This window comes from Binatus soli (SeqCode), from assembly GCF_050015535.1.
In the GTDB taxonomy this organism is placed as follows: domain Bacteria; phylum Desulfobacterota; class Binatia; order Binatales; family Binataceae; genus Binatus; species Binatus soli.
The window spans coordinates 275,748-302,661 of the sequence record NZ_JBEKBF010000001.1; the positions used below are offsets into that span (position 1 = coordinate 275,748).

The following is a 26,914-nucleotide window of genomic DNA, read 5'->3' on the forward strand; positions in this document are numbered from 1 at the left end:
CAACCGACTAATTAAACACACCACGCCAAACTGTCAATACAACGATCCGAGGTCGGGCAATATTTTCGATTTGCCTTCGCGGCGCTTTTGCTTTGAGAACCGTATCGGATAGTTTCGACTGATGGCCGCGGAACGCAAGCAACTCATTCTCGTCGACGGCTCCGGCTACATCTTCCGCGCTTTCTTCGCGCTGCCGCCGATGAATACGTCGCGCGGGATGCCGACCCAGGCGGTTTACGGCTTCATCCGGATGATTCTGAAGCTGTTGAAGGACGTGCGCCCGTCGCATATCGCGATCGTCTTCGACTCGCCGAAAAAAACTTTTCGCGACGACCTGTTCGCCGACTACAAGGCCAACCGCGCCGAGGCGCCGAATGATCTTATCGTGCAGATTCCCTATATCCACCGCGCGGTCGAGGCGTTTCGGATCAAGTCGCTGATGCTCGATGGATACGAGGCCGACGACGTGATCGGCACGCTCGCCAAGCGCGCGGCGCACGAGCATTTCATCGTCACGATCATCACGGCCGACAAGGACTTCATGCAGCTGGTCGGCCCGCACGTCACTCTGTGGGATACGATCGCGACCCGTGAAAAGCGAATCGGAGCGCGCGAGGTCAGGGAGCGCTTCGGCGTCGAGCCGGCGGCGCTGGTCGATATCCAGGCGCTTACGGGAGATACGATCGATAATATCAAAGGCGTGCCGGGGGTCGGCGAGAAAACGGCCGCTGCGCTGGTTCAGAAGTTCGGCGGGGTTAAAGAAATCTACGAGAACCTGGACCGTATCGAGGAGAGCGGGATTCGCGGGGCGAAAAAAATCGCGGGCCTGCTCGGCGAGCATCGCGCGGCGGTGGACCTGGCGCGACGATTGGTTCGCATCGACACCGATGTGCCGCTGAGCGTCGCGCCCGACGAATTCGCGTGGCGGGGTGTGGACGAGCGCGCGGCTGCGGAACTGCTGCGCGAGTTGGAGTTCCATTCGATCCTGCGCGAGATATCGCCGTCGCAAGTGGAACTTCCAGGTCTGGAATCGACCGCGAAGCCTGCCCCCGCCGTCACCGGGAAAGATCTCGCCGACGCGCTCAAAACTCTTGCCGGCGCGCCGCGCATCGCGTTTGACCTCGCCATCGCCGAGGCCGGTCAGGACCGCCTGCAGCTCGCAAGCGCCAACCAAACAATCGTCGTCGAACATGACGGGATTGCGAGCGCAGCGCCGATTCTCGGCTCCGAGCGCCCGCCCAAATCGTGCCACGATCTGAAGACTCAAATCGGAGCGTTCGCCCGCCACGGAATTACGCTCAAAGGCGTCGATTTCGACACGATGCTGGCGGGCTTTCTGATCAATTCGGGAAAGCCGGAGCCGTCGCTGGCCGATCTGTATCACGAGTACCTGGCTCCGCTTGGCGCCGGCGCTACACCGGGCACGAATGCGGAGCTGGTGAGAAATCTTCGCGAAGCGCTGGCGGCGCGGCTGGAAGCCGACGGGCTCACTTCGCTGTTCGACGACATCGAGATGCCGACCGCGCCTTTGCTGGCGGCGATGGAAGCTGAAGGAATCGGCATCGACGGCGATGCGCTCAAGATCATCTCGAAGGAATTTGCCGGGCAACTGAATCGGCTGGAACGCGAGTGCTACGAGCTGGCCGGCCGCGAGTTCAATCTCAACTCGCCCACGCAGCTGCGCGAGCTGCTGTTCAACGAGCTGAAACTTTCGGCCAAGGGTCTGAAAAAAACCAAGAGCGGATTTTCGACCGACGCCGACACGCTCCAAAAGCTCGCGGCGGTGCATCCCATGCCGCGCAAGCTGATCGAATACCGCACGATTTCGAAATTGAAGTCCACCTACGCCGACGCGCTGTCCGAGGTGATCCGCTCGGGCACCGGGCGAATTCACACGACCTGGCATCAGGCGCTGGTCGCGACCGGACGCGTCAGCTCGAGCGATCCGAATCTGCAAAACATCCCGACCCGCAGCACGGAAGGCCGCCGGATTCGCCGGGCGTTCGTGCCGAAGCCGGGATGCATCTTCGTGTCAGCCGACTATTCCCAGATCGATCTGCGCGTGCTGGCTCATCTGTCAGGCGACCAGACATTGGTGGACGCATTCAACACCGGCGAGGACATCCACGTGCGGACCGCGACCGAGGTACTGGGAGTCACGCCGGACAAAGTCAACGCCGAAGCGCGGCGGCTGGCCAAGGTGATAAACTTCGGGATCATTTACGGGATGGGGCCGCAGCGGCTGGCGGGCGAGCTCGGGATTGCGCTGGCTGACGCCTCGGACTACATCAAGCGCTACTTCGAGCGGCTGCCGGGCGTGCGTGCGTGGCTCGATGAGACGGTTCGCAACGCGCGCACGACGGGCTACGTAACGACGATGTACGGGCGGCGCCGTTATCTGCCCGAGCTCAACGCCCAGCCGGGCGGGGCCCGGGCGCAAGCAGAGCGAATCGCCATTAACACACCCATCCAGGGCACGGCGGCAGACCTGATAAAACTCGCTATGATACGGCTGGATGGGGTCCTTCGAGAGCGCGGGCTGGGTACGCGGATGATTTTGCAGGTGCATGACGAACTACTGCTGGAAGCGCCAAAAGACGAGTGGCGAGAGGCGGCCATGCTGGCAAAACGCGAAATGGAGGGGGTGGCCGAACTCAAAGTTCCGCTGAAGGTGGAGCTGAAATCCGGACCAAACTGGGCTGAGATGAGCGGCGCCGCATGAAAAATCCGCTGAATTTAGTCGCCCGCACCTGCGTCTACTCAAGTTGAGAACACCAGGTCGCCAGGACGGTGATGAAGCCGAGCTAATCGATCGCTCCCGCAAGGGCGATTCCGAGGCGTTTGGCGTTTTGGTGGAACGTTATCAGCGCCGCGTGGTCGGAGTCGCGCTGGCAGTAGTGCACAATCAGGATGACGCGATTGAACTGGCGCAAGAGACATTTATTCGCGCCTATGAAAACCTTTCCAAATTCGAATCGCGATCGAGCTTTTCAACCTGGCTCTATCGAATCGCCGCCAACCTCGCAATCGATTTCTGGCGCCGCGAGGGGCGCCACGTGGTCCTTCATGGAGAAGACGCCGATAACGAAATCAGCCGGTTGCCGACCAGCCAGGGAGACTCATTCAAGGAAGTCAGCCGTAGTGAACTCTCGGCGCGCCTAAAGCAAGCGCTGGAGGAGTTGACGCCGGAACATCGTGCAGTGATACTTTTACGCGAAGTCGAGGGAATGTCGTACGACGAAATCAGCGACGTTTTGCAGTGTCCAAGAGGAACGGTCATGAGCAGGTTGCACTATGCTCGAACCCATCTGCGCAACATCTTGAAGGACGTGGCCGGGAGCTGAGCGGCATATGGCTGAATGCGGTGAAATAGGCATGATGCTCGGCGCGTTCGAGGACTCCGAACTCGAGCCCAACGAGATGCAGGAGGTTGCGTTTCATCTGGCGCGATGCGAATCCTGCACCGGCATCCTCGCCGATTACTCGACCCTCGGACGAGACCTCAGATCGATTACGGCAGAGCCGTCGCTGGCTGGATTTTCGAGCGCGGTAATCGCTCGCGTCGATCGCCTGCCACAGCCGGTGCTGACGAGAATCGCGCGCTACTTGAGGCGCCAGGCGGATTCTGTCGGTTCCGGCTTCGCGTGGGGCGGCGCGGCAGCGGCGATCGCCGTCCTGACGATAATTCTGATGACGCCATATGCCGAGCAGTTCGCCAATCGAGGGCCGCACTCGACCACCTCGATCGCCGGGCACGAAGCCGCCACGGCCGTAAATCAAGTGGCGGAAGCGACGGCCAGCGAGCCTACAATGGCGGATAATGATTCTCATGCCGACATCTCGCGGCTCGAGTCGGAAAACCATTCGGTTGCAGTCTGGAGCGAGCCTCGCAGGGACACGACAGTCATTTGGTTGCCGGATCAGCCTTAGGTCGCCATGACGCTGCGCCCAGGTAGCCTCACCTTCCTCATCATCGCGATCGCGGCCTTCGGTACGCCGGGTCTCGCGCACGCTCAGGCGGGACCGAAGCGGGTGACCGTTTATATCGACTCGGTTATGGCCGCAGATACCAACGAGGGAACCGATCCGCGGCTGGCGCCGATGGGCAAGAAGCTGCAGGGTTTGTTCGGCTTTTCGACTTACAGCCTGATCGGTCACAACGAGGGGCAGACCGATTGCGGCAAGATGATCGCGTTCACGTTGCCGGGCGGCAAAATTCTCCACGTGCAGCCGCGCGCCATCGACGGCGATATGATCGCGATGGAGATCGTGCTGTTCGACGGAACGCGCCCGATGATGACCACCGACCTCAAGCTCAAGAACAATGGGACGTTGATCGTCGGCGGCCCGCGCTACGAGCAGGGGATGATGATCATCTCGATTGGCGCGAGCACCGGCGGATCGCATCCGATGCGGGCTCAGGTGGGCGCCCCGGCCCAGGCAAATACCCGCTAGCAGCAGGGGTGACCCCTGGCCGTGGCGACGGCGGCGCAGTATTAAGCCGTTGGCAGGCGCGGCCACTACCGCGGGCGCGCGATCACAGCGGATCGAAATACGCCGCGACGCGGCCGTCGAAGTGGAACTCGCGCGCCAGCCCAATCCACTTGCGATCGATCCCGTGCATCGGCTCCGGCAGACGGTCGAGCGGGAAGAAACCGGCGGCAACCGCCTCGAGCGGATTTGGCTTGAGCTCACCACCGACGATTCGACAATAGAAAAGCATCGAGTAGATATGCCGGGCGGGTGAGCCGTACTTCTTGCTGTCGATTACTGCGATCAAGCGCTCGGGCTCGACGATAAGCCCGGTTTCCTCGCGTGCTTCTTTCGCCGCGTTCTCGGCGGGCGATACGCCGACATCGCAGAACCCGGTGGGATACCACCATTTGCCGGTCGGCCGCTGAATCAACAGAATTTCGTCGCGCTCGTTGAATGCGATCACGCCGCATCCCGACGCCGCCGTGACATATCCTTCGTAGCCGGCGATCACCTGCTCGCGCCATCGCCGGCGCAACGCTTCGGCATCTTCGTCGTTCGCGCCGGCAAGGACCGCATGCATTCTGGCCGCCTCTTTGAGCAATTCCTCGTAGCGTTCGGAGTCGAAGCCGTCGGGCTTGAAGGCAAGTCCGGTTCGCGCGATCGCTGTTATACGTTCTATGAAGCGCGCCAGTTCGGCGAGCAGATCAGAATGGGGCGTTGGCATCGCTAGCGACTCGGCGCGGAGCCGCACACCGACCAGGCCGCGTCGGCAAGCGCGGGTACCAGCTCCTTCATGCCGGCGAACAGGGGATCGTCGGCCTGTCCGCGCACCAATCGGGCGTAGCTGCCCTCCATGATGATCGCAAGCTTGAACAGCGCGAACGCCTGATAGAAAGGAAAATCGCGCATCGCGCGCCCGGTGCGGCGTTCGTATCGATCGATCATCTCGCGCCGCGTCAGCCATCCTTCGGCGGCGCCCATGCTGGCGATCACGCCACCCGATGCGCGGTCGGTTGGGTCGGGCCAGTAGGTCAGCATCCAGCCGAAATCCGCCAGCGGATCGCCAATTGTGGACATCTCCCAATCGAGCACGGCGATCGCGCGGGCGCTGTCGGGGTCGAACATCACGTTGTCGAGCTTGTAATCCCCATGGACAATCGTGGGCGCCGGCGACTCGGGGATTCGCGCGCGCAGCCAATCCTTGACGTTTTCCATCACGGGCAGCGGGCGGGTGTGCGGAATCGTGCGTTCGAGCTGATCGGACCATCGCTTGAGTTGGCGTTCGAGGTAGCCGTCAGGCCGTCCGAAACCCTCAAGACCGACCGCGCGCCAATCGACTTCCTGCAGTGCGACGAGCACATCCACCATCTGCTCGCTGACCCGGCGGCGAAGCTCGGGCGTTTGCGCGAAATGCCGGTTGTCGGCTCGCACTACCTCGCCGCGCACGTACTCCATCAGGTAAAACGGCGCGCCGATATATGACGGATCGTCGCACGCAGCGTATACGCGCGGCACCGGCACCGGAGTGTCCTGGAGAGCCTTGAGCACGCGATATTCGCGCATCACGTCGTGCGCGGTCGGGAGCAGCGGTCCACGCGGCGGGCGGCGCAGCGCCCAGCAATGGCCATCGAAATGAATCAGGTGAACCTCGTTGGAATGGCCGAACGAGATATTTTCGGACCGAAGCGCACCGGTGCCGCCGAGCTTGCGCTCGTCGAGGAACCGCTTCAAGCCGGCGAGATCCACCGTGGCCGACGGTCCGGTTTTTTCCTGCGTCGAAGTGCTCATCGAGCCGTACTGTCTTCGCAAACGCAGCTCGCGGTCAAGTGAAATTGACGTGGCTGTCCCGAGTGGGCTGCCGCCCCCTCCGCGACCGCCGGCTTGCGACGGCAAAGCGCAGACCTGTACAAAGAGATGCAATGAACGCGGCGCCAAAGTTGAACGACAGCCAGAGCACCGGCCAGTTGGCCGCGATGATCCGCCTGGCGCGGCCCCATCAATGGCTCAAGAACGCGCTGGTATTGGCGGCGTTGGTATTCGGCCAGCGTCTGTTCGTTTTCCACGATGTCGTGCTTGCGCTGATCGCATTCGTCGCGTTCTGCGCGCTTTCGAGCGCTGGTTACGTTCTCAATGACATCACCGACCGCGACGCGGATCGACTGAATCCCGAAAAATGCGACCGCCCGCTGGCGCACGGCGATATCACGGTTGCCGCAGCAAGCAGGGTGGCGCTGTCGCTGGCAGCGATTGCGGCGGTGTTGAGCATCGTATTGGGCCCGGCGTTCGTGGGGATCGCCGTGCTGTACGTCGCGCTTCAGCTTGGCTATTCGCTGTGGGCCAAGCATCAGGTGATCGTCGACGTGCTCGCGGTCGCGGCGGGTTTCGTGCTGCGCGCATTCGCCGGCGGCGTCGCAATCCACGTCGAGGTATCGCCGTGGCTGGTCTTCATCACGTTCGTGTTGGCGCTGTTCCTGGTGCTGGCGCGCAGACGCCACGAACTGATTGCGCTGGGCGACGACGCCGTCGCGCATCGCAGCGCGCTCTCGCAATACAGCGTCCGGCTGGTCGATCAGATGATCTCAATCGTCGCCGGCGCGGCTCTCGTCAGCTACATGATTTACACCGCGTCTGCCGAGGTCGAAGCGAGGCTCGGAACCCGGCATCTCTATCTGACGGTGCCATTCGTCGCATTCGGAATCCTGCGCTATCTGTACCTGATCGATGAGCGCAACGAAGGCGGCGACCCCGCCATCGCGCTGCTCAGCGATCGGCCGCTTATGCTCGCGGTCGCGCTGTGGATCCTCACCGATGTCGCGTTGTTGTACTTCTAGGACTGCCGGGCGCGCGCGGTCTCAATAATTTGGCAGAACTCCGGTCGGCGAGCCAACCAGGCCCAGCTGCTGAAACGGATTGGTTCCAAATGGCTTTTGCCCATACGAGCCCAAACCGCCAAGCGTCAACTGGAACTGGAACTGTAGCTCATTGGGATTGTACGAATTGGTGATTCCGAGGTCCACCGCCCAGCAATCGCACGGCGATTTCAGCCGCACGCCATATTCGGTATACAGCATTTGATTCGACGCGATATCGTAGTTGGGCGCAAAGTAAACGCCCATGAAATCGAATAACTCTGTGTACGCGGCGCCCGATATGAACTCCGCGGCGTTCTTGTTCGTCCCGGGGATGACCGTGTCGCGCCGATTGGCGTAGTTGTATCCCAACTCGAGGAACGAGCCTTGCAGCGCCTTGCCCATATAGATTTTCGACCCGGCGGTCGACCACGGCGGCTGATAAGTCACCGCCGCATCGGCAAGCGTGACCCCGGAATGGGCTCGCGGACTGTAGTCGACCTGCGAACTGAACGTTGCAACCTGGCTCGCGTAGATGTGCAGCAGCGCCTCGACGTCCGACATGCCCGACCCATCGGCCACTTGGTGCCCAATGTCGTAAGCCTGCTGTATCGTCAACGAGCCAATCTGCGAGGAATGCTCGCCGTCTCGGACGATATTTCCGGCGTGCGGCACCAACGAATCCGGGCCGATGGGTTCTTCGCGCAGCGGCCCAGCGGCCGAATCGGCATCGGATAATTCCTCGGTCGGAGTCGCGTCGGTTGTCGTCTCCTCCGGAAGCACTCCCCTGGCCTTGGCGAACAGGCGCGTGGTGACCCCATAACTGAAGAGGCTGCGCGAGTTCAGACGATCGAACGAATCGAACAAGGGCATATTGCCCTGGTAGATGTTCGGCACATAGTAATAGTTGGCAAACGGTTCGATCGTATTTTTGAGCTTCTCGACCGACCTCCATTCGAAGTCGTAAACGCGATCAAGGACCGTCGAGATTCCGGCTGTTGCATATGGGACGATTCGCGCGCTTGTTCCTGCGGCGCTGAAAGGGCTCAGCGCAACACAATTATTAAAAATCAGCTCAACACCGCCACCGTTAGCGCAAGTGGGATGGGGATACTTGGGTGCGGTTCCCACTGGAATGATCTGCATGTTGTTTCCGGCGGTGTCATAGAACGCGGCTTGGGAACCCACTTCCCCGTAACCATAGACGTAGTCGCCCCATCGCCACGGCAGCGTAACGCGAGGATTGGCGTCCAGGCGCAGCCCATCGATCCCTTGGTCCCGGTAGAAGTTGACCGCCTCCGCATCGTAATCCGAGAACATAAGGTTGCTGAATAGTTCCTGGCGCCCGCTCACCGTCAGATCGGGCAGCCGCTGCAACGCGAATTGTTGCGGCTGAATCAGATCCTGATTCCAGCTCCCTCCCAGCCGCGCGTACCCGTCTTCGAATTGATCGAGCAACCCGAAATCCGACGGCGCATTTCGCATCGTGCTGAAGTCTTTGCCAAAGCCGTGCGACAACGTCCACACATCCATCTCTCGCAGGTACAGGCTGTCGCTGACGGAAATTGTGTTGCCGTATGCCATCAGATCGTCTGTGAGATGCTCCCGCGTCATCCCGATAATCCCGTAGCGGTCCAGTGGGATATGCGGATCGGCGATCTGAGCGTCGTCGATGTCGCCCGCACGATTCGCATCCGACCGGAGCGACTCGTTGTAGAACGCGCCGTCCACCCAGAAATAATCGTCCTTCCCATTAACCAACCGATACTCGGCCAGGCCGCCGATTCGCTGCGAGGTCTCGAGGTCGAGCGCCACCGTCGCGTCGGAACTTTTACTAATCGCGATATAATACGGCTGAAGCCACTGAAATCCGCGCAGTCCCGACTTACCCTCTCGCCCCATCAGAAGGCCGCTGTGCCGCGAACTATCGGCCGGAAAGATAAAGTACGGCGTCTTCAATATCGGGTAGCCGGCCACGTCGAAGGTGGCGTTCTTGGCGATGCCGGTGTGTCCCATGTTCACTACCATCTGATCCGCGCTTATCGACCAGTCGGGCGTGCCCTTCTCGCATCCGCAGGTCGTAAAGAATCCATCCTTCACCTCGTAGCTCTGCCCCTCGAGCTTTACGATCTGCTTGCCTTCAAGATGGTAAATATCTTTTTTCGCCAACACCTTGGCGTTGTTAAGCACCATCGTCTCATTGGCAATGTCGATCGTCCCGTCGGTCGCCCACATTTCGATTTCCGGGTCGATCAAATGGACATGGCCGATCGCGCGGGCCTGACGCTCACGGCGCATTATGTCGATCTCGTCGGCCTTCAGCACGCTGCCGCCCTGGCTCATGACGGCGTCGCCCTTTACCACGAAGATGTCGGTCTTGGAGTCGTAGATCGTTTCCTGGCCGGTCACGTTGATCGGTTCTACTCCATGTTCGGCGCGGACCGGGGCGGGAACTGCAAACCCCTTCTTCGCTCTGGCGGGCTGGGCGGGCTGGGGAGCGGCCGGCGCGTCCGCGTTGACGGCAGCCGGCAAGAGCATCGCTGCCCACACCAGCAAAACCGCAATCGCAATTCTTTTAAGCGCCGGCTTCAGGGAACAACCCAATTCGGCCCTCGCGGGTCAGAAAGTGCGGGTAAACTTCGCCGATAAGATACACCGATCCCGTGACCAGCGCCACGTCATCGGGCGCCATTTCAGAAATCACTCGCTCGATCGCGCGGATCGGATTGCGCTCGACGCAAGCGGGACAATGCGCCGCGAAATGCGCCACCAGTTCCTCCGGTTCGAGCGGGCTTTTGGGCTTGGCCCGCGTCAGGGTGACGTCGCGCACGCGCGGACCCAGCATCGCGGCCATCGCGCCCCATTCCTTGGCGGACTGGCAGCCGAATATCAGGCGCGGTTTCACGCCCGGACCGAGCTCGATGCTCATCGTCTCGAGCAATGCCGCGATACTCATCTCGTTGTGCGCGCAATCAAGGATAACGAGCGGCCGCTTCGATACGACGTCGAAGCGCCCCGGCCAGCATATTTCCCGGATGCCTCGCCGGATGGCGTCCTCGTCTATTCGCCAGCCCTGGGCCCGGAGCGCCTCGAGCGACGCCACCGCAATCGCGGCGTTCTCATGCTGAAACGGACCCGCGAGTCCAATCTCGAGATCGCTGATTTTTAAGCCCAGGCCGTGGTAGTCCAATCGATGCGCCGGGGCGTGCGATCGGTACGAGAAGTCGCGATCGATCAAACGCACGGCGCTTCGGCGCTGCGCCGCAAGCGAAGTCAGCACCAGCCGCGCATCGGGGTCGCGCGCGCCAATCACGACCGGGACATCGTTTTTGATTATCCCGCCCTTCTCACCCGCGATCGCCGCGATCGTGTAGCCGAGATATTCCATGTGATCGAAACCGATCGGCGTGATCACGCTCAAAATCGGCGTCACCACGTTGGTCGAATCGAGCCGCCCGCCGAGTCCCGTCTCGACCACTGCGATATCAACGCCCGCCTCGGCGAAGTACAGGAACATCATCGCAACCGTGAACTCGAAAAACGTGAGCGCCAGGCCCGCGCGATCGTAAATCGCGCGCAGCCGCTCGATATAGTCGAGCATCTGCGCCGCCGGAATTTCAGCGCCCGAGATTCGCGTCCGCTCCGCCAGGTTTACCAGATGCGGCTTGGTGTAGAGTCCCGTGCGGTAGCCGGCCGCGCGGAGGCAACTGTCGAGCATCGCGGCCACGGAACCTTTGCCCTTGGTGCCCGCGATATGTACGGCGCGAATTCGCCGATGCGGATTGCCGATCAGTTCGAGCGCGGCGTCCATGCGTTCGAGCTTGTAGATCTCGCCGCGCGACTCCAGCGAATACAGCCAGTCGATAGTCTTGCTAAGCTGGTCCATTTCCAGCCCCGCAGTTTACCGGCTGTCACTCGCCGGCGGAAGATTCCGCCCGCAGTCCCCTTTTTGTGTCATCCCGAGCGAAGCCGAGGGACCCCGGATCTTTTTCCTACGCCTCTCCCTGACAGGGAGAGGCCGCGCCTCCGGCGCGGGTGAGGGTCCATTTTCCAAGATGCCTCCCCTCTTGGGAACCTTGCGTAACATGATCGAGGCTTTATTTTTCCTCTCCCTGTCAAGGAGAGGAATGAAGGGGAGTGAAAAGTCCTTATCCAGCGCGCGCCCTGTTTCCCCCTGTTAACACTGGCTACCCGTGCCCACGGGCGCGCGATTCAGGATTCTGCCTCTGCGGGGCGGCGGAAGCGGATTTGAACGCGCGCGCGGAGGTTATGCAAAGCTCCCCCTCGGGAGCGGCCGCGTCCGATTCTTACCTCGCCCGTTACACTCGCCGGTAGCGCCCTAATTTGACTTGGGTCGTTCGCCCTTCAACTCATCAGGCGTAATGTCGGGAAACAGCCGATAAAGTTCGGTCGAAAACTCGATCGTGCCGTACATGCTCATGCCAATAAAATGGACATACTTCTTGAATTCTTCCTCCGATAAATCGTCCTTCGGAACATGACGCCGCATGTACTCGACAATGGCGTCAAGGTTCAACCGAACCCCGCCCAGGAGGGAATCAATTCTAAGCGCGAAGTCTCTCTTCATATGCCTGCCTCATTACGTAGCTCAACCATTGACCATAGCCCATCCGTGACGCCAACCGCGCGAGCGCGCGTCATTCGCAACGTCAAATTAGGACACGACCCAATCGGCGTACTTTACGGGAGAGGCGGCCGGCCGCCAAGCCGCCGGTAGGTGAGGGTTCTGCGATCACAGCACCAAGGCCCGCGCGCGCATTTTCTTTGTGTCATCCCGAGCGAAGCCGAGGGACCCCGGATCCCAACCCCTCCTTGTCCGAGGAGAGAGCCTGCCCTGAGCGAAGCCGAAGGGTGCGCTATGATTTACCCCGACAGGCCGAGCGGTTGGAAATCCAAGAAGGATTCGCGGCGATCAGGTTCTCGAATCTGAGGAGTATCCGCTTGACTGTTTCGAGGATTTGGCCAAGTGCAGGTCTAACGGCGTACTCGCCATTCAAAGTGATGATTCCCTGCTGGAACGATATGTCAAAGATATAGTTGCTCCGCACTTCCACCTTTGGATTAACGACGCCAGCGGGAATATCGACTTCGGCGAGTATTACATCGTCCTCAAAGGTGCCCTGCGAAAACCGGATCGGATAAGGCCTGCTATTGATCGGATGGAGGATGTTGATTTCGGCATTTTTGGCTACGGTCTGCGTCATCGTGAGCAACTTGTGTTTGTCTCTCGCGTCAAGATCGTGAAGTGTCCAGAGGGCACTAGGTTCTCCGTATCCTCGATTGTACGGTTGCAGCCTTCTGATTTCTGCGACCGCATCGGGATGCATCCTAGTGAGTCTAGGCAGCCCTCTCTTCTCGAACCCGGCGGGTTCCAAAAAGACGGGCCAGAGCGTTTGTCTGTCATCGAGATCGCTGCCAGCCAATCGCCACGCGATGTAATCGAGGGCACTTCTGGCGTTGTGAATACAGTCGCCGATGATGCATGCCAACCGCTCTTGCGGAATCGTCTTAAGAACCTTCAGCCGGAACAAATACTTGCACTGGTTCGCATCGAATTCTCGAACAACACTGTAGGGCTGCGAATCCAGGAATTGCGCGATCTCCGTGTCAAGCGCCTGCGCATGTTCTTCGGCGCGACGCAGCTTGTTCCAGCATTCCCTTAGAGGTGAGTCGGCCAATCCCGGCATCAGGACACTTCCCCGGAGCGCTTGCCCTTGCCCTTCGACGCGACCGGACCCGCGCCGCGATTGCCGCGCGGCCTCGTCAGCATCGTTAGAATCCGCGCCAGCGTGAAGCGCATCTGATGCCGCGGGACGATCGCGTCGATCATCCCGTGTGCCAGCAAAAACTCCGCGCGCTGGAAATCGTCGGGAAGCTGCTGATTGCTGGTCTGTTCTGTCACCCGCCGGCCCGCAAAACCGATCAGCGCTCCGGGCTCCGAGATATTCAAATCGCCGAGCATCGCAAACGATGCGGCGACGCCGCCGGTGGTCGGATCGCACAGCACGGAAATATAGGGCAGCCGCGCGTCGCGAAATCGCGCGATCGCGGCGGATACCTTCGCCATCTGCATCAGTGAAAGCGCGCCTTCCTGCATCCGCGCGCCCCCCGACGCAACGAACACGATCACCGGAATCTTGCGCTCGCGCGCGATGTCGAACAGGCGCGCCAGCTTCTCGCCCACCACCACGCCCATGCTGCCGCCCATGAATTCAAAATCCATCACGCCGATCGCCACCGGCTGATTCTCAATTTTGCCGATTCCAACCACCACCGCGTCGTTGCGGCCGCTGCTCGCCCGCGCCTGTTCCAGCCGCGCCGGGTACGGCTTGGAATCGACGAAGCCGAGCGGATCGCCAATCGCCATCTCGGCCATCAGCTCGCGCCACGTCCCGCGATCGACGCCGAGCGAAAGCCGCTGCGCGACTGTGACGCGGAAATGATATCCGCACTTGGGGCACACGTTCAGATTGCGTTCCACTTCTTTGCGGAACGCCATCTCCTTGCACGACGGGCACTTCGTCCAGATGTCGTCGGAAGGCGCCGGCGCAGCGCCGGTCGTCGGTTCGCGTTCAGCCATCTGAATTCCCCAATCCGGGCGGCCGCTCGCCTCGGCGCGCCGAGTTCATCGCATCTTTCATTGCGCCGACCAGTCCGCCCACCGCCGCCGCCGCGTCGCCGGATTTGGCGTACGCCTCGATCAACAGGGAAATCGCACTGCCGACGACGACCGCATCCGCCATCGTTGCGACCTCGGCAGCCTGCTCGGGCGTCGAGATGCCGAAGCCGACTCCGATTGGCAGATCGGTGACGCTTCGAAGCTCGCGCATGTGCTCGCCCAGTTCCGCGTCGAGATGCGCGCGCGCGCCGGTCACTCCCGTCACCGATACATAATAGAGAAAGCCGCTGGCGGAGCGCGCGATCGCGCGACTTCTGTCGATCGGCGTCGTCGGCGCGAGCAGATAGATGATGTCGAGACCGTTGGCGTGCGCGGGCCGCTTGAGCTCACCGGCTTCCTCGGGCGGCAGATCGACCGTCAGTATCCCGTCGATACCCGCCCGCGCCGCGTCCGCGCACAACCGCTCGCATCCGTAGTGAAAGATCGGGTTGAAGTACCCGAACAGGATAATCGGAATCTGCGTCTGCGCGCGAAGCTCGCTCACCATCGAGAGAATCGCCGCCAACGACGCGCCCGCGCCGAGTCCGCGCGCCAGCGCGCGCTGATTGGCAGGTCCGTCGGCCATCGGATCGGAAAACGGCACGCCCAGCTCGATCAAGTCGGCGCCGCGAGCCTCGAGTTCGAGCACCAGCCTCCGCGTGGTATCCATATCGGGATCGCCGGCAACGATGAACGGGATTAATGCCGCCTCGCCGCGCGCGCGCAGCTCGCGAAATTTGCGTTTGATTCTGCCCGCCGATGCCATCGTCCTACACCGTCACGCCGAGCGCCCGGGCGACTGTTTGCATGTCCTTGTCGCCGCGCCCCGACAGATTCACGATCATGATTTGCTCCTTCGGCAGTTGCGGCGCCAGCTTGATTGCGTGCGCCACCGCATGAGCGCTCTCGAGCGCCGGAATGATTCCCTCGGTCTCCGACAGCGTCTTCAAGGCGTCGAGCGCCTCGGCGTCGGTAACCGAGGTGTATTCGGCGCGGCCCACATCCTTCAGCCACGAATGCTCGGGGCCGACGCCCGGATAGTCCAGCCCGGCGGCGATCGAATGCGTCTCGCGAATCTGCCCAAGCTCGTCCTGCAGCAGGTAGGTCTTGTTGCCGTGCAGTACGCCGACACTGCCCGTCGTGATCGTGGCCGCATGATGCGGTCCGCTGATGCCGAGACCGGCAGCCTCGACGCCGATCATCCGCACGCTCGTGTCTTTGATGAACGGATAGAAAAGTCCAATCGCATTCGAGCCGCCGTTGACGCACGCGACCAGTACATCGGGGAGGCGCCCTTCGTGCTTGAGAACCTGGCGGCGCGCTTCACGCCCGATGACCGACTGGAAGTCGCGCACGATCATCGGGTACGGATGCGGTCCCGCGGTGGTGCCGATCAGATAGTAAGTGTTGCGCACGGTCGCGATCCAATCGCGCAGCGCCTCGTTCATCGCGTCCTTCAGGCTCTTGCTGCCGCCCTCGACGGGAGTGACCTTCGCGCCGAGCAGTTTCATCCGAAAGACGTTCAGCGATTGACGCTCGACGTCCACCGAACCCATGAAGACTTCGCATTCGCGGCGAAACAGCGCCGCCATCGTGGCCGTGGCGACGCCATGCTGTCCCGCGCCGGTCTCGGCCGTGATGCGCGACTTGTTCATGCGCACCGCCAGCAGCGCCTGTCCAAGAGTGTTGTTCACCTTGTGCGCGCCGGTATGGCAGAGGTCCTCGCGCTTCAAATAAATTTTCGCGCCGCCAAGCCGTGCCGTGAGATTCTCGCACAGGTAAAGCGGCGTCGGGCGTCCTACGAACTCCCGCGAGCGCTGCTCGAGCTCGTCGCGGAATTTTGGATCGCGGCGTGCTTGCTTGTAGGCGCTCTCGAGCTCGAACAGCGACGGCATCAGGGTTTCCGCAACGTACTTTCCGCCGAACTGGCCGAAATGACCGCGGCTATCGGGAACGTTTTGCATTTTTTACGAAGCTCCTCAGTTTTTCGTGCTCTTTTACGCCCGGCGACGATTCGACGCCGCTTGCGCAATCGACCGCGTAAGGTTCGAGCGCGGCCACCTCGCCAACGTTGTCGGGATTCAATCCGCCGGCGACAAACGCGCGGCTCAAGTCGAGCCCGCGCAGCTGATCCAGTGCAATACGGCTTCCAGAGCCGCCGCGGAGTCTCGCGTCGAAGGCGTCGAACAGCACGTAGTCCGCACGGCGCGGCGTCACGCTCAACATTTCGCCCGGCTGAAGACGGTTTGTGACAATCGACGGAACCGGCCAACCTGCGAGCGCCGCGTCATCCTCGTCGCCGGAGAATTGGATCATGTCGAGCGACACGGCGCGCAATCGGTCATCGATGTAGGCGCGCTCGGCGTTAACGAACACTCCGATCACCGCGGCGCGGGAGCCGATCGCCGCGCGAATCTCTCTGGCTCGATCGACCTCGACGTAACGCGGACTTTTCGCGTAGAAATTGAGACCGATCATATCGGCGCCGGCGGCAATTGCCGCGTGCGCGTCTTCGATGCGCGTTACACCACAGATTTTGACGCGAACTGTCATCCTACTTGTGCGGCGCGCCCCCGAACGCGTTCATCAGCTCACCGAGTTTCGCACCCGGCGTAGCGCCCCTCAGCAGGCTCTCGCCGATCAGAAACGCGCACGCACCCGCCGCGTCGAGCCGCCGAATATCGCCGGCCGAATCGATTCCACTCTCGGTCACGATCACCTCGTCGCCGCTGTAGCCCGCCAGCAGGCGCTCGGTCACCGTGATATCGGTCACAAAAGTATGCAGGTCGCGGTTGTTGATGCCTACCAGCCCCGAGCCGATTTTCCCGGCGAGCGCGAACTCGCCGGGGTCGTGCGACTCGACCAGCGTCGCCATCCCAAGCTCACGCGCGAGCGCCGCGATCGATCGCAGCTCCCCCTCTTTAAGCATCGCGGCGATCAGCAGAATGCAATCCGCGCCGGCCGCGCGTGCCTCATAGACCTGGTACGGCTCGAAGATGAAGTCTTTGCGCAACAGTGGAACATCCACCGCGGCGCGGACGGCGCGCAGATCGTCGAGCGAGCCCTTGAAATGGACGTCGGTCAGAACGGAGATCGCAGCCGCTCCGCCGCTGACATACTCGCGAGCGACATTGGCTGGATCGAGTCCCGGCATGATGTCGCCCTTGCTGGGCGACGCGCGCTTTATCTCCGCGATTATCGCCGGACGCCGGGCGCGCAACGCTGCGACGAAATCGCGCGGCTTGGGCGCGCGCCCCGCCTCGGCGACGATTGCCATCGGCGACACGATTGCCCGTCGAGCGCGCACTTCGATGCGTTTGGCGGCGTAGATATTGTCGAGGATCGAGGTCATTGAACTTCTTTCAGGATTTCTCCGTTGCTGGCGCGCCGCATCTTGTCGAGGACTTCCAGGGCGCGGCTCGAGCCGATAATTTCGCGCGCTGCATCAACGCCTTCTTTCAGCGACGCGGCCCTGCCGCCGACGTAAATTGCGGCGCCCCCGTTCAGCGCGAGCACATCTTGCGCCGGGCCCGCGCCGCCATCAAGCGCGCCGCGGAGAACTCGCACGGCATCGTCGAGATTCTTGATCATCAGCGCGCGATGGTCGCCGCGGCGCACGCCCAGGCTCTCCGGCGTGATTTCATATTCCGTCAACTCGCCGTTGCGGAGTTCCGTAACGTGGGTCGGACCGTCGAGCGCGATTTCATCGACTCCATTGTCGCCATGCACGACCATCGCGCGCCGGGTTCCGAGCGCCTTGAGCGCGTGCGAGATCGGTCTGATCAGGCTGTCCTCGGCGACGCCCAAGAGATGGAAGTGCGGACGCGCAGGATTGCCGATCGCGCCCATCAGATTGAAGATGGTGCGAATCCGCAGCGCGCGTCTGAGCGGCGCAATCTGCTTGAACGCGGGATGATACGCCGGAGCGAAAATGTGGCAGCATCCCGCCATCTCCAGGCATCGTTTCAGCCCATCCGGATCGCAATCGATCTTCACGCCCATCGCCTCGAGCACGTCCGCCGTGCCGACCGTGCCGCTGACCGCCCGATTGCCATGCTTGGCGACCGGCACGCCCGCCGCCGCGGCGATCAACGCGGCGCCGGTCGAGATGTTGAAGGTGCCGGCGCCATCGCCACCGGTGCCGCACGTGTCGAGCACGTCGCCGGCGCGAAGATTGAGCAGACGCGCCCGCTCGAGCATCGCACGCACCGCGCCTGCCAGCTCATCGGCCTCGGCGCCCTTGATTTTCAGCGCCACCAGGAACGCGCCGACGACGGCGTCGTGCGCGCCGCCGTCCAGAATCTCGCCGATCGCGAGTTGGGCCTCGGCGCCGGTGAGCGAGCGCCCGTCGATGAGCGCCTGGATTGCGTCGTGGAGTCCGCTCATCGCGAGTTTCCGTCCTGATCGATCCGGTCGAGAAAGTTTTTCAGCAGATGCTTGCCTTCGAAGGTCAGAATCGATTCGGGATGAAACTGCACGCCTTCGATGGCGTGCTGTCTGTGGCGAAGCCCCATGATTTCGTTTTCCGCCGTGCGGGCGCTGACTTCCAGCGCCGACGGAATCGACGCCGCATCGACCAGCAGCGAATGATAGCGCATCGCTTCGAACGGGCTGGGGATTCCCGCGAAAATCGTTTTGCCGTCGTGAATCACCGGCGAGGTCTTGCCGTGCATCAGGCGAGCCGCGCGCACGACCTTTCCGCCGAACGCCTCGCCGATACATTGCAGGCCCAGGCACACGCCGAGAATCGGAACTTCACCCGCCATCTCGCGCAGCAGCTTCAGCGAGATTCCGGCCTGGGCGGGAGTGCACGGGCCGGGCGAGATGACGACTGCGGCGGGATGGAGCGCGCGAATGCCGGCGACGTCGATCGCATCGTTGCGCTTGACCGTGACGCCGGCGCCAAGTTCGCCGAGGTACTGCACGAGGTTGTAGGTAAACGAGTCGTAGTTGTCGATCATCAGGACTCGAACTTTTTCATTGCGCGCCATACAACCTACCTCTTCGCCGCGTTTTCAAAATCGCGCGCGGCCTGAAGCGCCCGCACCATCGCGCGAGCCTTGTTTACCGATTCCTCGAATTCCGCGCCGGGGTCCGAATCGGCGACGACGCCGCCGCCGGCCTGAATGTAAACGCGGTTGTTCTTGATCAGCAGCGTGCGCAGCGCGATCGCGGTGTCGGTGTTGCCGGTGTAGCTGAAATAGCCGACCGCGCCGGCGTACACGCCGCGACGCACGGTCTCGAGCTCGTCGATAATTTCCATGGCGCGGATTTTCGGGGCGCCGGAGACTGTTCCCTGCGGAAAGGTCGCCGCGAATGCGTCGAATGCGTCGCATCCCTCGCGCAGCACGCCGGTGACGTTCGACACTATATGCATCACGTGCGAATAGCGTTCGACCACCATCAGCTCCGTCACTTTCACCGAGCCGATTTCGGAGACCCGGCCGACGTCGTTGCGGCCGAGATCGACCAGCATCACGTGCTCGGCGCGTTCCTTGGGATCGGCGAGCAACTCGGCTTCGAGTTCCCGGTCCTCGGCTTCCGTCGCACCGCGCCGGCGCGTTCCCGCGATCGGCCGCAGCGTAATCTCGCGACCCTCGACCCGGACCATCACTTCCGGTGAGGCGCCGACCAGCGTGTGGTCGCCCAGGCGCAGGTAGAACATGTAGGGCGACGGGTTAATCGTGCGCAGGCTGCGGTAGATGTTGAACGGATGCACGGTCAGGGGCGCCTCGAAGCGCTGCGACGGAACGACCTGGATAACGTCGCCGGCCGCGATATATTCCTTGGCCGCAGAAACCATCGCCATATAGCCTTCGCGCGTCTGGTTCGAGGTGATGGACGCGTCGTTGACGGCGACGCTGCTTGCACCCTCGAGGAACGGCGGCACGGCGGGACGTTTGAGGCGCTCGATTATCTCGTCGATCTTCACGCGCGCGCTTTGATACGCCATTTTTGTCGAGGCGAACTCCTCGACCGGCACGTTGGCGATTATTTTGAGCGTCTGGCGCATGTTGTCGAAGCACAGCACCGTGTCGGTGAACATCAAATGGAAATCGGGGGTGCCGAGATCGTCGTGCGTGGTCTCGGGAATCTTCTCGAAGCATCGCACGATATCGTAAGCGAGAAATCCCACCGCGCCGCCGAAGAAGCGCGGCAGGTTCGCCAGCTCGGGGGCGCGCCAGCGCTTGACCTCGGCGCGCAACTCTTCGAACGAGTTGGCCACCGAGCGCACTTCGACGCCGCGGCCGGGCCGGATGATGTCCATACGGTTTTTGCGCGCACGCATCACGACCGACGGCTCGGAACCGAGAAAAGTGTAGCGTCCCCATTTCTCGCCGCCGCGGACGCTTTCGAGCAGAAAGGCGTAATCGTCGCGCGCGACCTTCAGGAAGGCGGAGACGGGAGTCTCGAGGTCGGCGGCGATTTCCTCGAAGACCGGGATGAGGTTGAATCCCTTGGCCGCCAGTTGTTCGAATTCGAGTTCACTCGGTTGCAACATCTCGTTTCCCTCTCTTAGGTCCGATTCCAAAGCCGAAAAAAAGAAAAGGGCCGCAGGTTTTTCGCCCGCGGCCCTTCAAGAAATCGGTTTTGCGATGAATTATAAAGTCGGCGCGCAGGCGGGTGCATCGACGTGCCAACGCCACCATCCCGCACAAACTTTCCGGCTCATGATATTCATCGTTGCATCAATGATCCACGCGAAACGGGCAATTGTCAATGCAGGGGGCGGCTATTCCTCTTGGCCTCGGCAAAGGCCGATCAGGTCCTCCAGGCTCTCCTGCAAATGATGAATATGATCGTTCGTCATTCTGACCTCGGTAACCCCTGCGCTTCCGCTTTGAAGTTGCATGATGTGCGCGTATTCGATTTGCTCGGAATTTATAAGAATCTGTCGGCCTCTTGGCGACTCATGAACGATGATGAGCTTTGCCATTTGCGGATGCCTCCCGCTCGCGTAATACTACGCGCATTCCTGCCCGAGCAAGAAGGCAAAGCGGCGGTGAACGCGCCGATTCCTCGTAGCTCGCAACAACAATCGCGTGCTGATGTTCGAGCCGCCGCTGACGACCGGGATGAACGCCAGCGTCGTCATCGGGCAGCCGAATTTCACCTCATCGACGGCCGCCACTTCCACCAATGGAATGAGCGGACCGCTGGGAGTTACCATCGGACCGTGAGCAGGGGCGGGCGACTGCCGAGGTGTGCTGATTCGCGTTCCTTTTGACCATTGTTTGACTTGGGCTGTCTATCGGCTACCATTTCGTCGCTATGCTGGATGCTGCCGACAATTCACACCACTTCGAGTTTGATCTTGACCGAGGCATTCGCGCGCAAGTTGTTGAGAAATTGGAGAGAAGTCCGCGTCTCCCACTAACGAAAGGCACGGGACCGCAGGCCAGTGGAATCTATGCCCTCTACCTTAAGAACAAGCTCGTTTACATAGGCAAAGCATCGAAGGGCACCACCAAAAGCAAGCGAACGCTACGCAGTCGGCTCAGTGAGCACGTAACAAAGATCGGGAGCCGGCGAAATATTTCACTGGCCGATATGAGGTGTCGTTATCTGATCTTTTCGAGCGAATGGTGGGTGTTCGCAGCTGAATTTGCGCTGATGGTCCACTACCAACCAGAATGGAACGAAAGCGGGTTTGGGAGCAAAGTGCCAGGAGTGGGCCGTCCTGGAACGCATCGCGTTAGCCGCTGGGATGCGTTATTCCCGAAGAATTCCTGATGACTGTCTCTCGCAGTCATCGCCATTACGGCAGACTATCCAAAAACAGTGACGCTTTCTTGCGTGATGAGCTTCTTTCCACTTGGTCGAAACCATCGGCCCATTCCGAACTTTGACAATCAAATCGCACACGGTGAATCCAGCCTCTTCAGCCATTCGCATGAAGTCGCAGTGCGGCCATTTCGATTTGTGGTTGTTCACCATGTCCGTGATCTTTGCGAGCAGCAGGCCGTTCGGTTTTAGTACCCGCTTGGCCTGTTTCAGAAATGGCGGATACAGATAACTCAGGCTCCAGTCCTGCTCTTTGCCGCACTCCACCGTCGCGCCGAAGTCCACGTCGAATCGCTTGCGGCTCTTATCTCGACCTTGCGGTCCGACGTGCGGTGGATCGTAAACGACGGTTCCGAATTTCGCAGAAGGTACGCCCGTCATTTTGCGATTGTCCCCCGCGATCATCGGCTTGTGCTGTGGGTCGATATCCATCGAGACGACGCGCCGTTTAGAGCCCTTCCAGAATCGCCCGGCATTGTAGGTCGAATCCAAAATCGGCTCAGGCGGGATGGTTGCGTAGAAGTTGAACATCGCTTCGAGCAGTTCGCCATCGCTCCCTTCCCATACACTGCTGATCGGCTCATAAGTCGATGGGTTGTTTAGAGACGGTCCTTGGCGATTGGCGATAATCACGCTGGCTCTTTTCGGCCCGGCGTCCTTAAATTTCAACGGTAAAGTTCGAGATTTGTTCACAGCTATCAGAATGGCCTGTTTGTTCCGCACGGATCAACTGTTTCGCCTTTTGTTCGAATTGCGTCAGTTGCGTACTCCGAGTTCGCTGGCGTTTCTCGGCGACTGCCTCAATGCGAGGTCGTGTAGGCTTGGCGGTATTGCTCGCGGAGTTTGTTCTGCGCCGCATTCGCTTCATCGGCGCTGGCGTAGGGTCCGATGCGCACGCGGTACCAAGTCTGCCCGTTGAGCGCGACCTTTATCTCCTGCGCGTTGTAGCCGAGCGTCTTCAGCCGCGAGACCATCTCGTCTGCTCCGCTCTTGTCCATCACGGCTTCGATCTGGATGTTGTACGGCTTCGCGCCGGGAGCAATGGCGCGGGCCGGTGCGGCGGGAGCGGCAGCCGTTTCGGAATCTTCGTCGGATTCGTTTTCGATGTCAGGCGCGGGACGATTGATCGCGGGCGCCTCAGGACGCGGTTTCAAGCGCGCGACGGTGGCAGGTGACGTGCGCGCAGCCGGCCGTATCTCGCCGACGGCGGGCGCGGGTGGTTCGATCGGGACCGCAGGCAGCGCCGGCACAGACGCAACCGATGGCGACGCGGCGGCCGCAGATGACATCTCAGCTACGGGCGCGGGCTTTTCGCCGGATGCCGGGGGATTCGGCAGCGAGTAGGTCGAGGAGATTTGACTCAAGTCGGGTTGATTCTGCCGGGCCATCTCGTAGCCCGCGATCAATCCGAGCGCGAAGACCGCGCCCGACAGCCCGACCAGTCCGAGTAAAATTAGAAACGCGCCGCCCGCCCTGATTTCGAATCGCATCCCGCCCTCACATCCGCTCTGGAGCGCTCACCCCGAGCAGCTCAAGTCCGCCCGCAATCGCATCCTTGAGAATCCCCGCCATGAACATCCGCGCCAAACTGAGTTCGCGATCCGGCCCGATTATACGATTCGCGGGCTTGTTGTAGTAGCGATGGAACTCGCCGGCCAGCTCGAGCAGATAGAACGGAATCCGATGCGGCTCGAGCGCCTCGGCCGCCGCGGACATGACGTCGGGGAGTCCAACCACACGCTTGGCGAGATCGAGTTCCTCAGCGCCGAGCAAATTGAGATCGATGGCCGACGACTCCGCGGGGAGCGTCAAGCCCTTGGCCGCGCCCTCGCGAAAGATGCTCGCCAGGCGCGCGTGCGCATACTGGACGTAAAAGACGGGATTCTCGGGCGCCTGCTTTTTGGCGAGTTCGAGATCGAAGTCGAGCTGGCTGTCGGACTTGCGGAAAAGGAAGAAAAATCGCACCACGTCGGCGCCGACCTCGTCGATCAGCTCGTCGAGCGTGACGTAGGTCGCCTTGCGCGTGGACATCTTGACCTTTTCGCCGCCGCGCGTGAGCGTGACGAACTGGTAGATAATCGCGCGGATGGGCGTGATGTCGCAGCCGAGCGCCTTGACGGCTGCGATCACCTGCTGATGCTCGGCGATATGATCGGCGCCGAACACGTCCACGATCAAATCGAAGCCGCGCTTGAGCTTCTCGATATGATAGGCGATGTCGGGCGTGCGATAGGTGGGCAGCCAGTCGGGGCCGGAGCGCATCAGCACCGCGTCCTTGGGAAGTCCCAACGGCTCGGCGCGCAGCCAGATGGCGCCGTCCCTTTCGACGGTGAGGCCGCGTTCGCGCAACGCTTTGAGGACGGCGTCAACCAGGCCGGCGTTGATGAGACCGAGTTCGTTGGTATAGACGTCGAAGCGAATTCCCAGCCGCGTGCAGGTCTGGTTGATGTCGGCGAAGATGGCTTTGACGGCCGCCGCGCGGAAAATCTCGAGATCGGTGACGGACACCAGCGCGTCGCCCCACTCCGCTTTCAGAGCGCGCGCGATGTCGCAGATATACTCGCCCTGATAGCCGTCCTCGGGCAGCGGCGCGTCGATGCCGTGCTCCTGGAGATATCGCGCGCGCACCGATTCGCCAAGCAACTTCATCTGGCGGCCGCCGTCGTTGAAATAATATTCGCGCGTGACGTCGAAGCCCGCCGCCTCGTAAAGGCGCGCGATGGTGTCACCGAGCACGGCGTTGCGGCCGTGGCCGACGGTGAGGGGGCCGGTGGGATTGGCGGAGAGAAACTCGACCTGGACTTTTTTCCTTTCGTTGGCTCCCGGACGCAGCTCCCATGCGCGCGGCTTCCAGAACGCGCGCCCGTCGCTCGCCGCGCGGCGCATCTCGGAATGCCAGTAGGCGGGCGACATCTTGAAATTGATGAAGCCCGGGCCCGCGACCGAGACTTCGCTCACTTCCGCGGGCAGCGCGACGCGCGACTTGATAATTTCCGCGATCACGCGCGGTGGTTTGCGCTCGGCCTTGGCGATTGTCAGCGCGACGTTCGAGGCGACGTCGCCGTGGGCAGAGTCCCTGGGCGCTTCGATTCCGATCGAAGGAATGCCGGTGGCCAACTGACCCGCTGCGCGCGCCCGTTCGATTGCGTCGCGAAGGATGGAGACGATCAGATCTTTCATCTGTGAAGCCGTGGATGCGTGCAGCAATCGTGTCAGATAGACGCCGCGATGTTAAGGCGCAGGTGTGCGGCTTGACGATCGCGGCGGCGCGATGCGAACGTGACGGCGAGAGGCTATCGCTCATGGCCATGCCAGCGACACAATGGAAAATGCCGCCGCTCATAAAAGTGTACGAAGCGCTCGGGGCGATTGGCGACGGCCGCGTGCGAATCGAGGACAGCCGGCGCGCGACGGTAACGTCGTCGGACGGGTCGAAGACTTACGAAGTAGAGACCTCGGCGGACGGGCGCGAGATCGCGTCGAACGACAACGCGTCGTACTGGCAGGGCTACGTCGGCTATCCGGCGATCGCGGTGCTGCTCGCGCGCGGATTTTATCGTCCACCGGCGAACGTGACCGACGCGCTGGCGGGAGTGGCGTGGAAGGAACTCAATCGCAAGTTCAGAAACGACTGGGCCAGGACGATCGCGGAAGTTGAGAAGGAGCTGGAGCAGGCCGGGCACGATCCCGACGCGGTGCGATCGGAAGCTGAAGCCGTGCTGAGCTTTCTTCGCGCGCTACGACCGGTGCGCGGCAAGCACATCCACCCACCGGCAGAAAAGCCCGCCATCAAGACCCGCTAGCAGGCCCCGACCGGAACGATTCGACCACGGCGCGGGGACGACTGATTAGTTGCAGACGCCGCTGACCGACACGTTGTACGACTGCACGATAACAAAATCGCGCATGCTGAGCTCGGTGGTCACTCCGGATACTTTGCCGCTGGCGCAATTGCTGAGCAGGTTCGCAAGCGCGGTCTGCGTGAGCCCTTGCGGTGCGACCAGGTGAAGATATCCGAGATCGCTGGCGCTCGAGCTGATTGGGTTACCGGCGCCGGCGCGATCGGAGATCGCACTCGATTGAACGAAGACGCATCCGTAAGCCTGCACGCAGCCCGCAAGCAACGCAGCGAGAACTATCGAGTTGATCTGTTTCATCGTTCCTCCGGTCTGCCGATTGGGCGCGAATGGAGCCCGTGCGCGATGGTAATTCGCATCGTGAAATAGAGTCAATCGTGCGCGAGCGGCGGGACGTTATGCTGTTGCGTGAGGTTGCAAGATGCTAGCGTGACGAAATTCGCACCGGGACGGGGGCTTCGATGGCGAACGGGGCTGGCGGATCGATCTCACCTTTCCTCACGATATGTACCGCGCCGCGCGCGACGATTCGGCGCATCGTCGATACCGATCCGAAGCGCAACGTAATCGCGCTTGCGGCCGTCGGGTCGGGGATCAGCGCGCTGGCGAGTCAGTGGTCAAAGGCGCTTGTCAACAACGCCAATCTGTCGGTCTTGTGGCCGATATGGGTGGCGGTCACCGTTGCAATTCAGGCGGCTCTCGGAGTTCTCTTTCTGTTCATTTCTGGCGCGGTTTTAAAATGGTCGGGAAGCCTGCTGGGCGGCGGCGCGAGCCGAGTCGAGGTGCGGGCCGCGCTGGCATGGTCGCAGGTGCCTGCGATCGCCGGTGCGATCTTCTTTCTGATCGCAGTCCTGCTGGGCGTGCCGATACCGGTTCCGACGCCGGGAACGTTGCCTCAAATCGATCCCGCGTTTTACAAGGTCATGGCCGTTGAAGGAGTGCTCGGGATATGGGGAATGGTTGTCTGGCTGAAGTGTCTCGCCGAGGTGCATCGATTCTCGGCGTGGCGCGCGTTGGCTGCTACAATGATACCGGGGCTCATTGCGTTAGCCGCAATCGGTTTTATCGTCTTCGTAGTCGGCCGCCTGACGGGGCATCACTGATCGAACTCGTACGCTCGAAGCCTTCGCCGAGAATGCGTGAACTGAACAGCTAGGGAACCTCTGCATAAGTTGATCGATTGGTGTACAAAGGAACTGGTTGAGTGGCGGATGAGGAGGTGCGGTGATGGGTAATCAGCGGACGTTTGCTTCGGTGGCTTGGACGCA

General features: G+C 61.5%; 28 protein-coding genes. 9 read left to right on the forward strand and 19 right to left on the reverse strand.

The annotated features are described in order from the left end of the window. Nucleotides 1-121: 121 nt before the first annotated feature. Genes polA through ABR989_RS01390 form a run of 4 tightly spaced genes read left to right on the forward strand, consistent with a single transcriptional unit; the run spans nt 122 to nt 4,455 of the window. Entirely contained in the window at nt 122-2,722 is a 2,601-nt protein-coding gene (gene polA / locus ABR989_RS01375; protein ID WP_428125246.1) for a DNA polymerase I, read from the forward strand. A gap of 43 nt (nt 2,723-2,765) precedes the next feature. After that, nucleotides 2,766-3,344 (forward strand): sigma-70 family RNA polymerase sigma factor, encoded by a 579-nt coding sequence (locus ABR989_RS01380; protein ID WP_428125247.1) that lies wholly within the window; start codon nt 2,766-2,768, stop codon nt 3,342-3,344. 7 nt (nt 3,345-3,351) lie between these two features. After that, the gene (locus ABR989_RS01385) at nt 3,352-3,930 is read left to right on the forward strand and encodes an anti-sigma factor family protein (protein ID WP_428125248.1); all 579 of its coding nucleotides are present in this window, start codon (nt 3,352-3,354) and stop codon (nt 3,928-3,930) included. 6 nt (nt 3,931-3,936) lie between these two features. Continuing rightward, nucleotides 3,937-4,455 carry a hypothetical protein gene (locus tag ABR989_RS01390; protein WP_428125249.1) on the forward strand — a complete coding sequence of 173 codons (519 nt, stop codon included), beginning with the start codon at nt 3,937-3,939 and terminating at the stop codon, nt 4,453-4,455. Between the two features lie 82 nt (nt 4,456-4,537). Here the strand turns inward: ABR989_RS01390 and ABR989_RS01395 are convergent, their stop codons facing one another. Further along, a complete protein-coding gene (locus ABR989_RS01395; protein WP_428125251.1) occupies nt 4,538-5,200 on the reverse strand; it encodes an NUDIX hydrolase N-terminal domain-containing protein in 663 nt (220 codons plus the stop codon). 2 nt (nt 5,201-5,202) lie between these two features. Continuing rightward, on the reverse strand, nt 5,203-6,264 hold the full coding sequence (locus tag ABR989_RS01400) for a phosphotransferase family protein (protein ID WP_428125252.1): 1,062 nt from the start codon (nt 6,262-6,264) through the stop codon (nt 5,203-5,205). Between the two features lie 131 nt (nt 6,265-6,395). Between ABR989_RS01400 and ABR989_RS01405 the strand changes: the two genes are divergently transcribed. After that, nucleotides 6,396-7,307, forward strand: a complete 912-nt coding sequence (locus tag ABR989_RS01405; protein WP_428125253.1) for a decaprenyl-phosphate phosphoribosyltransferase — start codon at nt 6,396-6,398, stop codon at nt 7,305-7,307. Nucleotides 7,308-7,328: 21 nt separating this feature from the next. Here ABR989_RS01405 and ABR989_RS01410 read toward each other — a convergent pair whose 3' ends face one another. The 13 genes from ABR989_RS01410 to ABR989_RS01470 all read right to left on the reverse strand — a co-directional run bounded on the left by ABR989_RS01410 (nt 7,329) and on the right by ABR989_RS01470 (nt 20,941). Next, nucleotides 7,329-9,929: an LPS-assembly protein LptD gene (locus ABR989_RS01410; RefSeq protein WP_428125255.1), complete on the reverse strand. Its 2,601-nt coding sequence runs from the start codon at nt 9,927-9,929 to the stop codon at nt 7,329-7,331. Continuing rightward, nucleotides 9,901-11,211, reverse strand: coding sequence for a bifunctional folylpolyglutamate synthase/dihydrofolate synthase (locus ABR989_RS01415; RefSeq protein ID WP_428125256.1), 1,311 nt, complete (start codon nt 11,209-11,211; stop codon nt 9,901-9,903). Before ABR989_RS01415 ends, ABR989_RS01410 begins: the two co-directional genes overlap by 29 nt. A 453-nt stretch (nt 11,212-11,664) precedes the next feature. Further along, complete coding sequence (locus ABR989_RS01420; protein WP_428125258.1) at nt 11,665-11,913, reverse strand: hypothetical protein; 249 nt, start codon at nt 11,911-11,913, stop codon at nt 11,665-11,667. Between the two features lie 289 nt (nt 11,914-12,202). After that, nucleotides 12,203-13,033 (reverse strand): hypothetical protein, encoded by an 831-nt coding sequence (locus ABR989_RS01425; RefSeq protein ID WP_428125259.1) that lies wholly within the window; start codon nt 13,031-13,033, stop codon nt 12,203-12,205. Further along, nucleotides 13,033-13,926, reverse strand: coding sequence for an acetyl-CoA carboxylase, carboxyltransferase subunit beta (accD, locus tag ABR989_RS01430; RefSeq protein ID WP_428125261.1), 894 nt, complete (start codon nt 13,924-13,926; stop codon nt 13,033-13,035). Before accD ends, ABR989_RS01425 begins: the two co-directional genes overlap by 1 nt. After that, entirely contained in the window at nt 13,919-14,770 is an 852-nt protein-coding gene (gene trpA, locus ABR989_RS01435; RefSeq protein WP_428125262.1) for a tryptophan synthase subunit alpha, read from the reverse strand. The genes accD and trpA overlap by 8 nt, the downstream gene beginning before the upstream one ends. Before the next feature lie 4 nt (nt 14,771-14,774). Beyond that, entirely contained in the window at nt 14,775-15,968 is a 1,194-nt protein-coding gene (gene trpB / locus ABR989_RS01440) for a tryptophan synthase subunit beta (protein ID WP_428125263.1), read from the reverse strand. After that, on the reverse strand, nt 15,949-16,557 hold the full coding sequence (locus ABR989_RS01445) for a phosphoribosylanthranilate isomerase (RefSeq protein ID WP_428125264.1): 609 nt from the start codon (nt 16,555-16,557) through the stop codon (nt 15,949-15,951). The genes trpB and ABR989_RS01445 overlap by 20 nt, the downstream gene beginning before the upstream one ends. Before the next feature lies 1 nt (nt 16,558). Next, nucleotides 16,559-17,356, reverse strand: a complete 798-nt coding sequence (gene trpC, locus ABR989_RS01450) for an indole-3-glycerol phosphate synthase TrpC (protein WP_428125265.1) — start codon at nt 17,354-17,356, stop codon at nt 16,559-16,561. Beyond that, complete coding sequence (trpD, locus tag ABR989_RS01455; RefSeq protein WP_428125266.1) at nt 17,353-18,390, reverse strand: anthranilate phosphoribosyltransferase; 1,038 nt, start codon at nt 18,388-18,390, stop codon at nt 17,353-17,355. Before trpD ends, trpC begins: the two co-directional genes overlap by 4 nt. After that, on the reverse strand, nt 18,387-18,995 hold the full coding sequence (locus ABR989_RS01460) for an anthranilate synthase component II (protein ID WP_428125267.1): 609 nt from the start codon (nt 18,993-18,995) through the stop codon (nt 18,387-18,389). The genes trpD and ABR989_RS01460 overlap by 4 nt, the downstream gene beginning before the upstream one ends. A 5-nt stretch (nt 18,996-19,000) precedes the next feature. Beyond that, nucleotides 19,001-20,506: an anthranilate synthase component I gene (gene trpE, locus ABR989_RS01465; protein ID WP_428125268.1), complete on the reverse strand. Its 1,506-nt coding sequence runs from the start codon at nt 20,504-20,506 to the stop codon at nt 19,001-19,003. A gap of 231 nt (nt 20,507-20,737) precedes the next feature. Next, nucleotides 20,738-20,941 (reverse strand): hypothetical protein, encoded by a 204-nt coding sequence (locus ABR989_RS01470; RefSeq protein ID WP_428125269.1) that lies wholly within the window; start codon nt 20,939-20,941, stop codon nt 20,738-20,740. Nucleotides 20,942-21,053: 112 nt separating this feature from the next. On the opposite strand from ABR989_RS01470, the gene ABR989_RS01475 reads away from it, so the two are divergent. Then, the gene (locus ABR989_RS01475; RefSeq protein WP_428125271.1) at nt 21,054-21,185 is read left to right on the forward strand and encodes a hypothetical protein; all 132 of its coding nucleotides are present in this window, start codon (nt 21,054-21,056) and stop codon (nt 21,183-21,185) included. A 91-nt stretch (nt 21,186-21,276) separates the two neighbouring features. Further along, nucleotides 21,277-21,738 carry an Eco29kI family restriction endonuclease gene (locus ABR989_RS01480; RefSeq protein WP_428125272.1) on the forward strand — a complete coding sequence of 154 codons (462 nt, stop codon included), beginning with the start codon at nt 21,277-21,279 and terminating at the stop codon, nt 21,736-21,738. Here ABR989_RS01480 and ABR989_RS01485 read toward each other — a convergent pair. The 3 genes from ABR989_RS01485 to argS all read right to left on the reverse strand — a co-directional run bounded on the left by ABR989_RS01485 (nt 21,718) and on the right by argS (nt 24,969). Then, nucleotides 21,718-22,458, reverse strand: a complete 741-nt coding sequence (locus tag ABR989_RS01485; protein WP_428125273.1) for a hypothetical protein — start codon at nt 22,456-22,458, stop codon at nt 21,718-21,720. The two genes, ABR989_RS01480 and ABR989_RS01485, sit on opposite strands and share 21 nt — an antisense overlap. A 131-nt stretch (nt 22,459-22,589) precedes the next feature. Continuing rightward, nucleotides 22,590-23,279 carry an SPOR domain-containing protein gene (locus tag ABR989_RS01490; RefSeq protein ID WP_428125275.1) on the reverse strand — a complete coding sequence of 230 codons (690 nt, stop codon included), beginning with the start codon at nt 23,277-23,279 and terminating at the stop codon, nt 22,590-22,592. 7 nt (nt 23,280-23,286) lie between these two features. Further along, nucleotides 23,287-24,969: an arginine--tRNA ligase gene (argS, locus tag ABR989_RS01495; protein WP_428125276.1), complete on the reverse strand. Its 1,683-nt coding sequence runs from the start codon at nt 24,967-24,969 to the stop codon at nt 23,287-23,289. Between the two features lie 149 nt (nt 24,970-25,118). Between argS and ABR989_RS01500 the strand changes: the two genes are divergently transcribed. Then, nucleotides 25,119-25,592 (forward strand): hypothetical protein, encoded by a 474-nt coding sequence (locus ABR989_RS01500; RefSeq protein ID WP_428125277.1) that lies wholly within the window; start codon nt 25,119-25,121, stop codon nt 25,590-25,592. A 45-nt stretch (nt 25,593-25,637) separates the two neighbouring features. Here the strand turns inward: ABR989_RS01500 and ABR989_RS01505 are convergent, their stop codons facing one another. Then, complete coding sequence (locus ABR989_RS01505; RefSeq protein ID WP_428125278.1) at nt 25,638-25,946, reverse strand: hypothetical protein; 309 nt, start codon at nt 25,944-25,946, stop codon at nt 25,638-25,640. A 161-nt stretch (nt 25,947-26,107) separates the two neighbouring features. Between ABR989_RS01505 and ABR989_RS01510 the strand changes: the two genes are divergently transcribed. Continuing rightward, complete coding sequence (locus ABR989_RS01510; RefSeq protein ID WP_428125280.1) at nt 26,108-26,749, forward strand: YIP1 family protein; 642 nt, start codon at nt 26,108-26,110, stop codon at nt 26,747-26,749. Nucleotides 26,750-26,914: the final 165 nt, after the last annotated feature.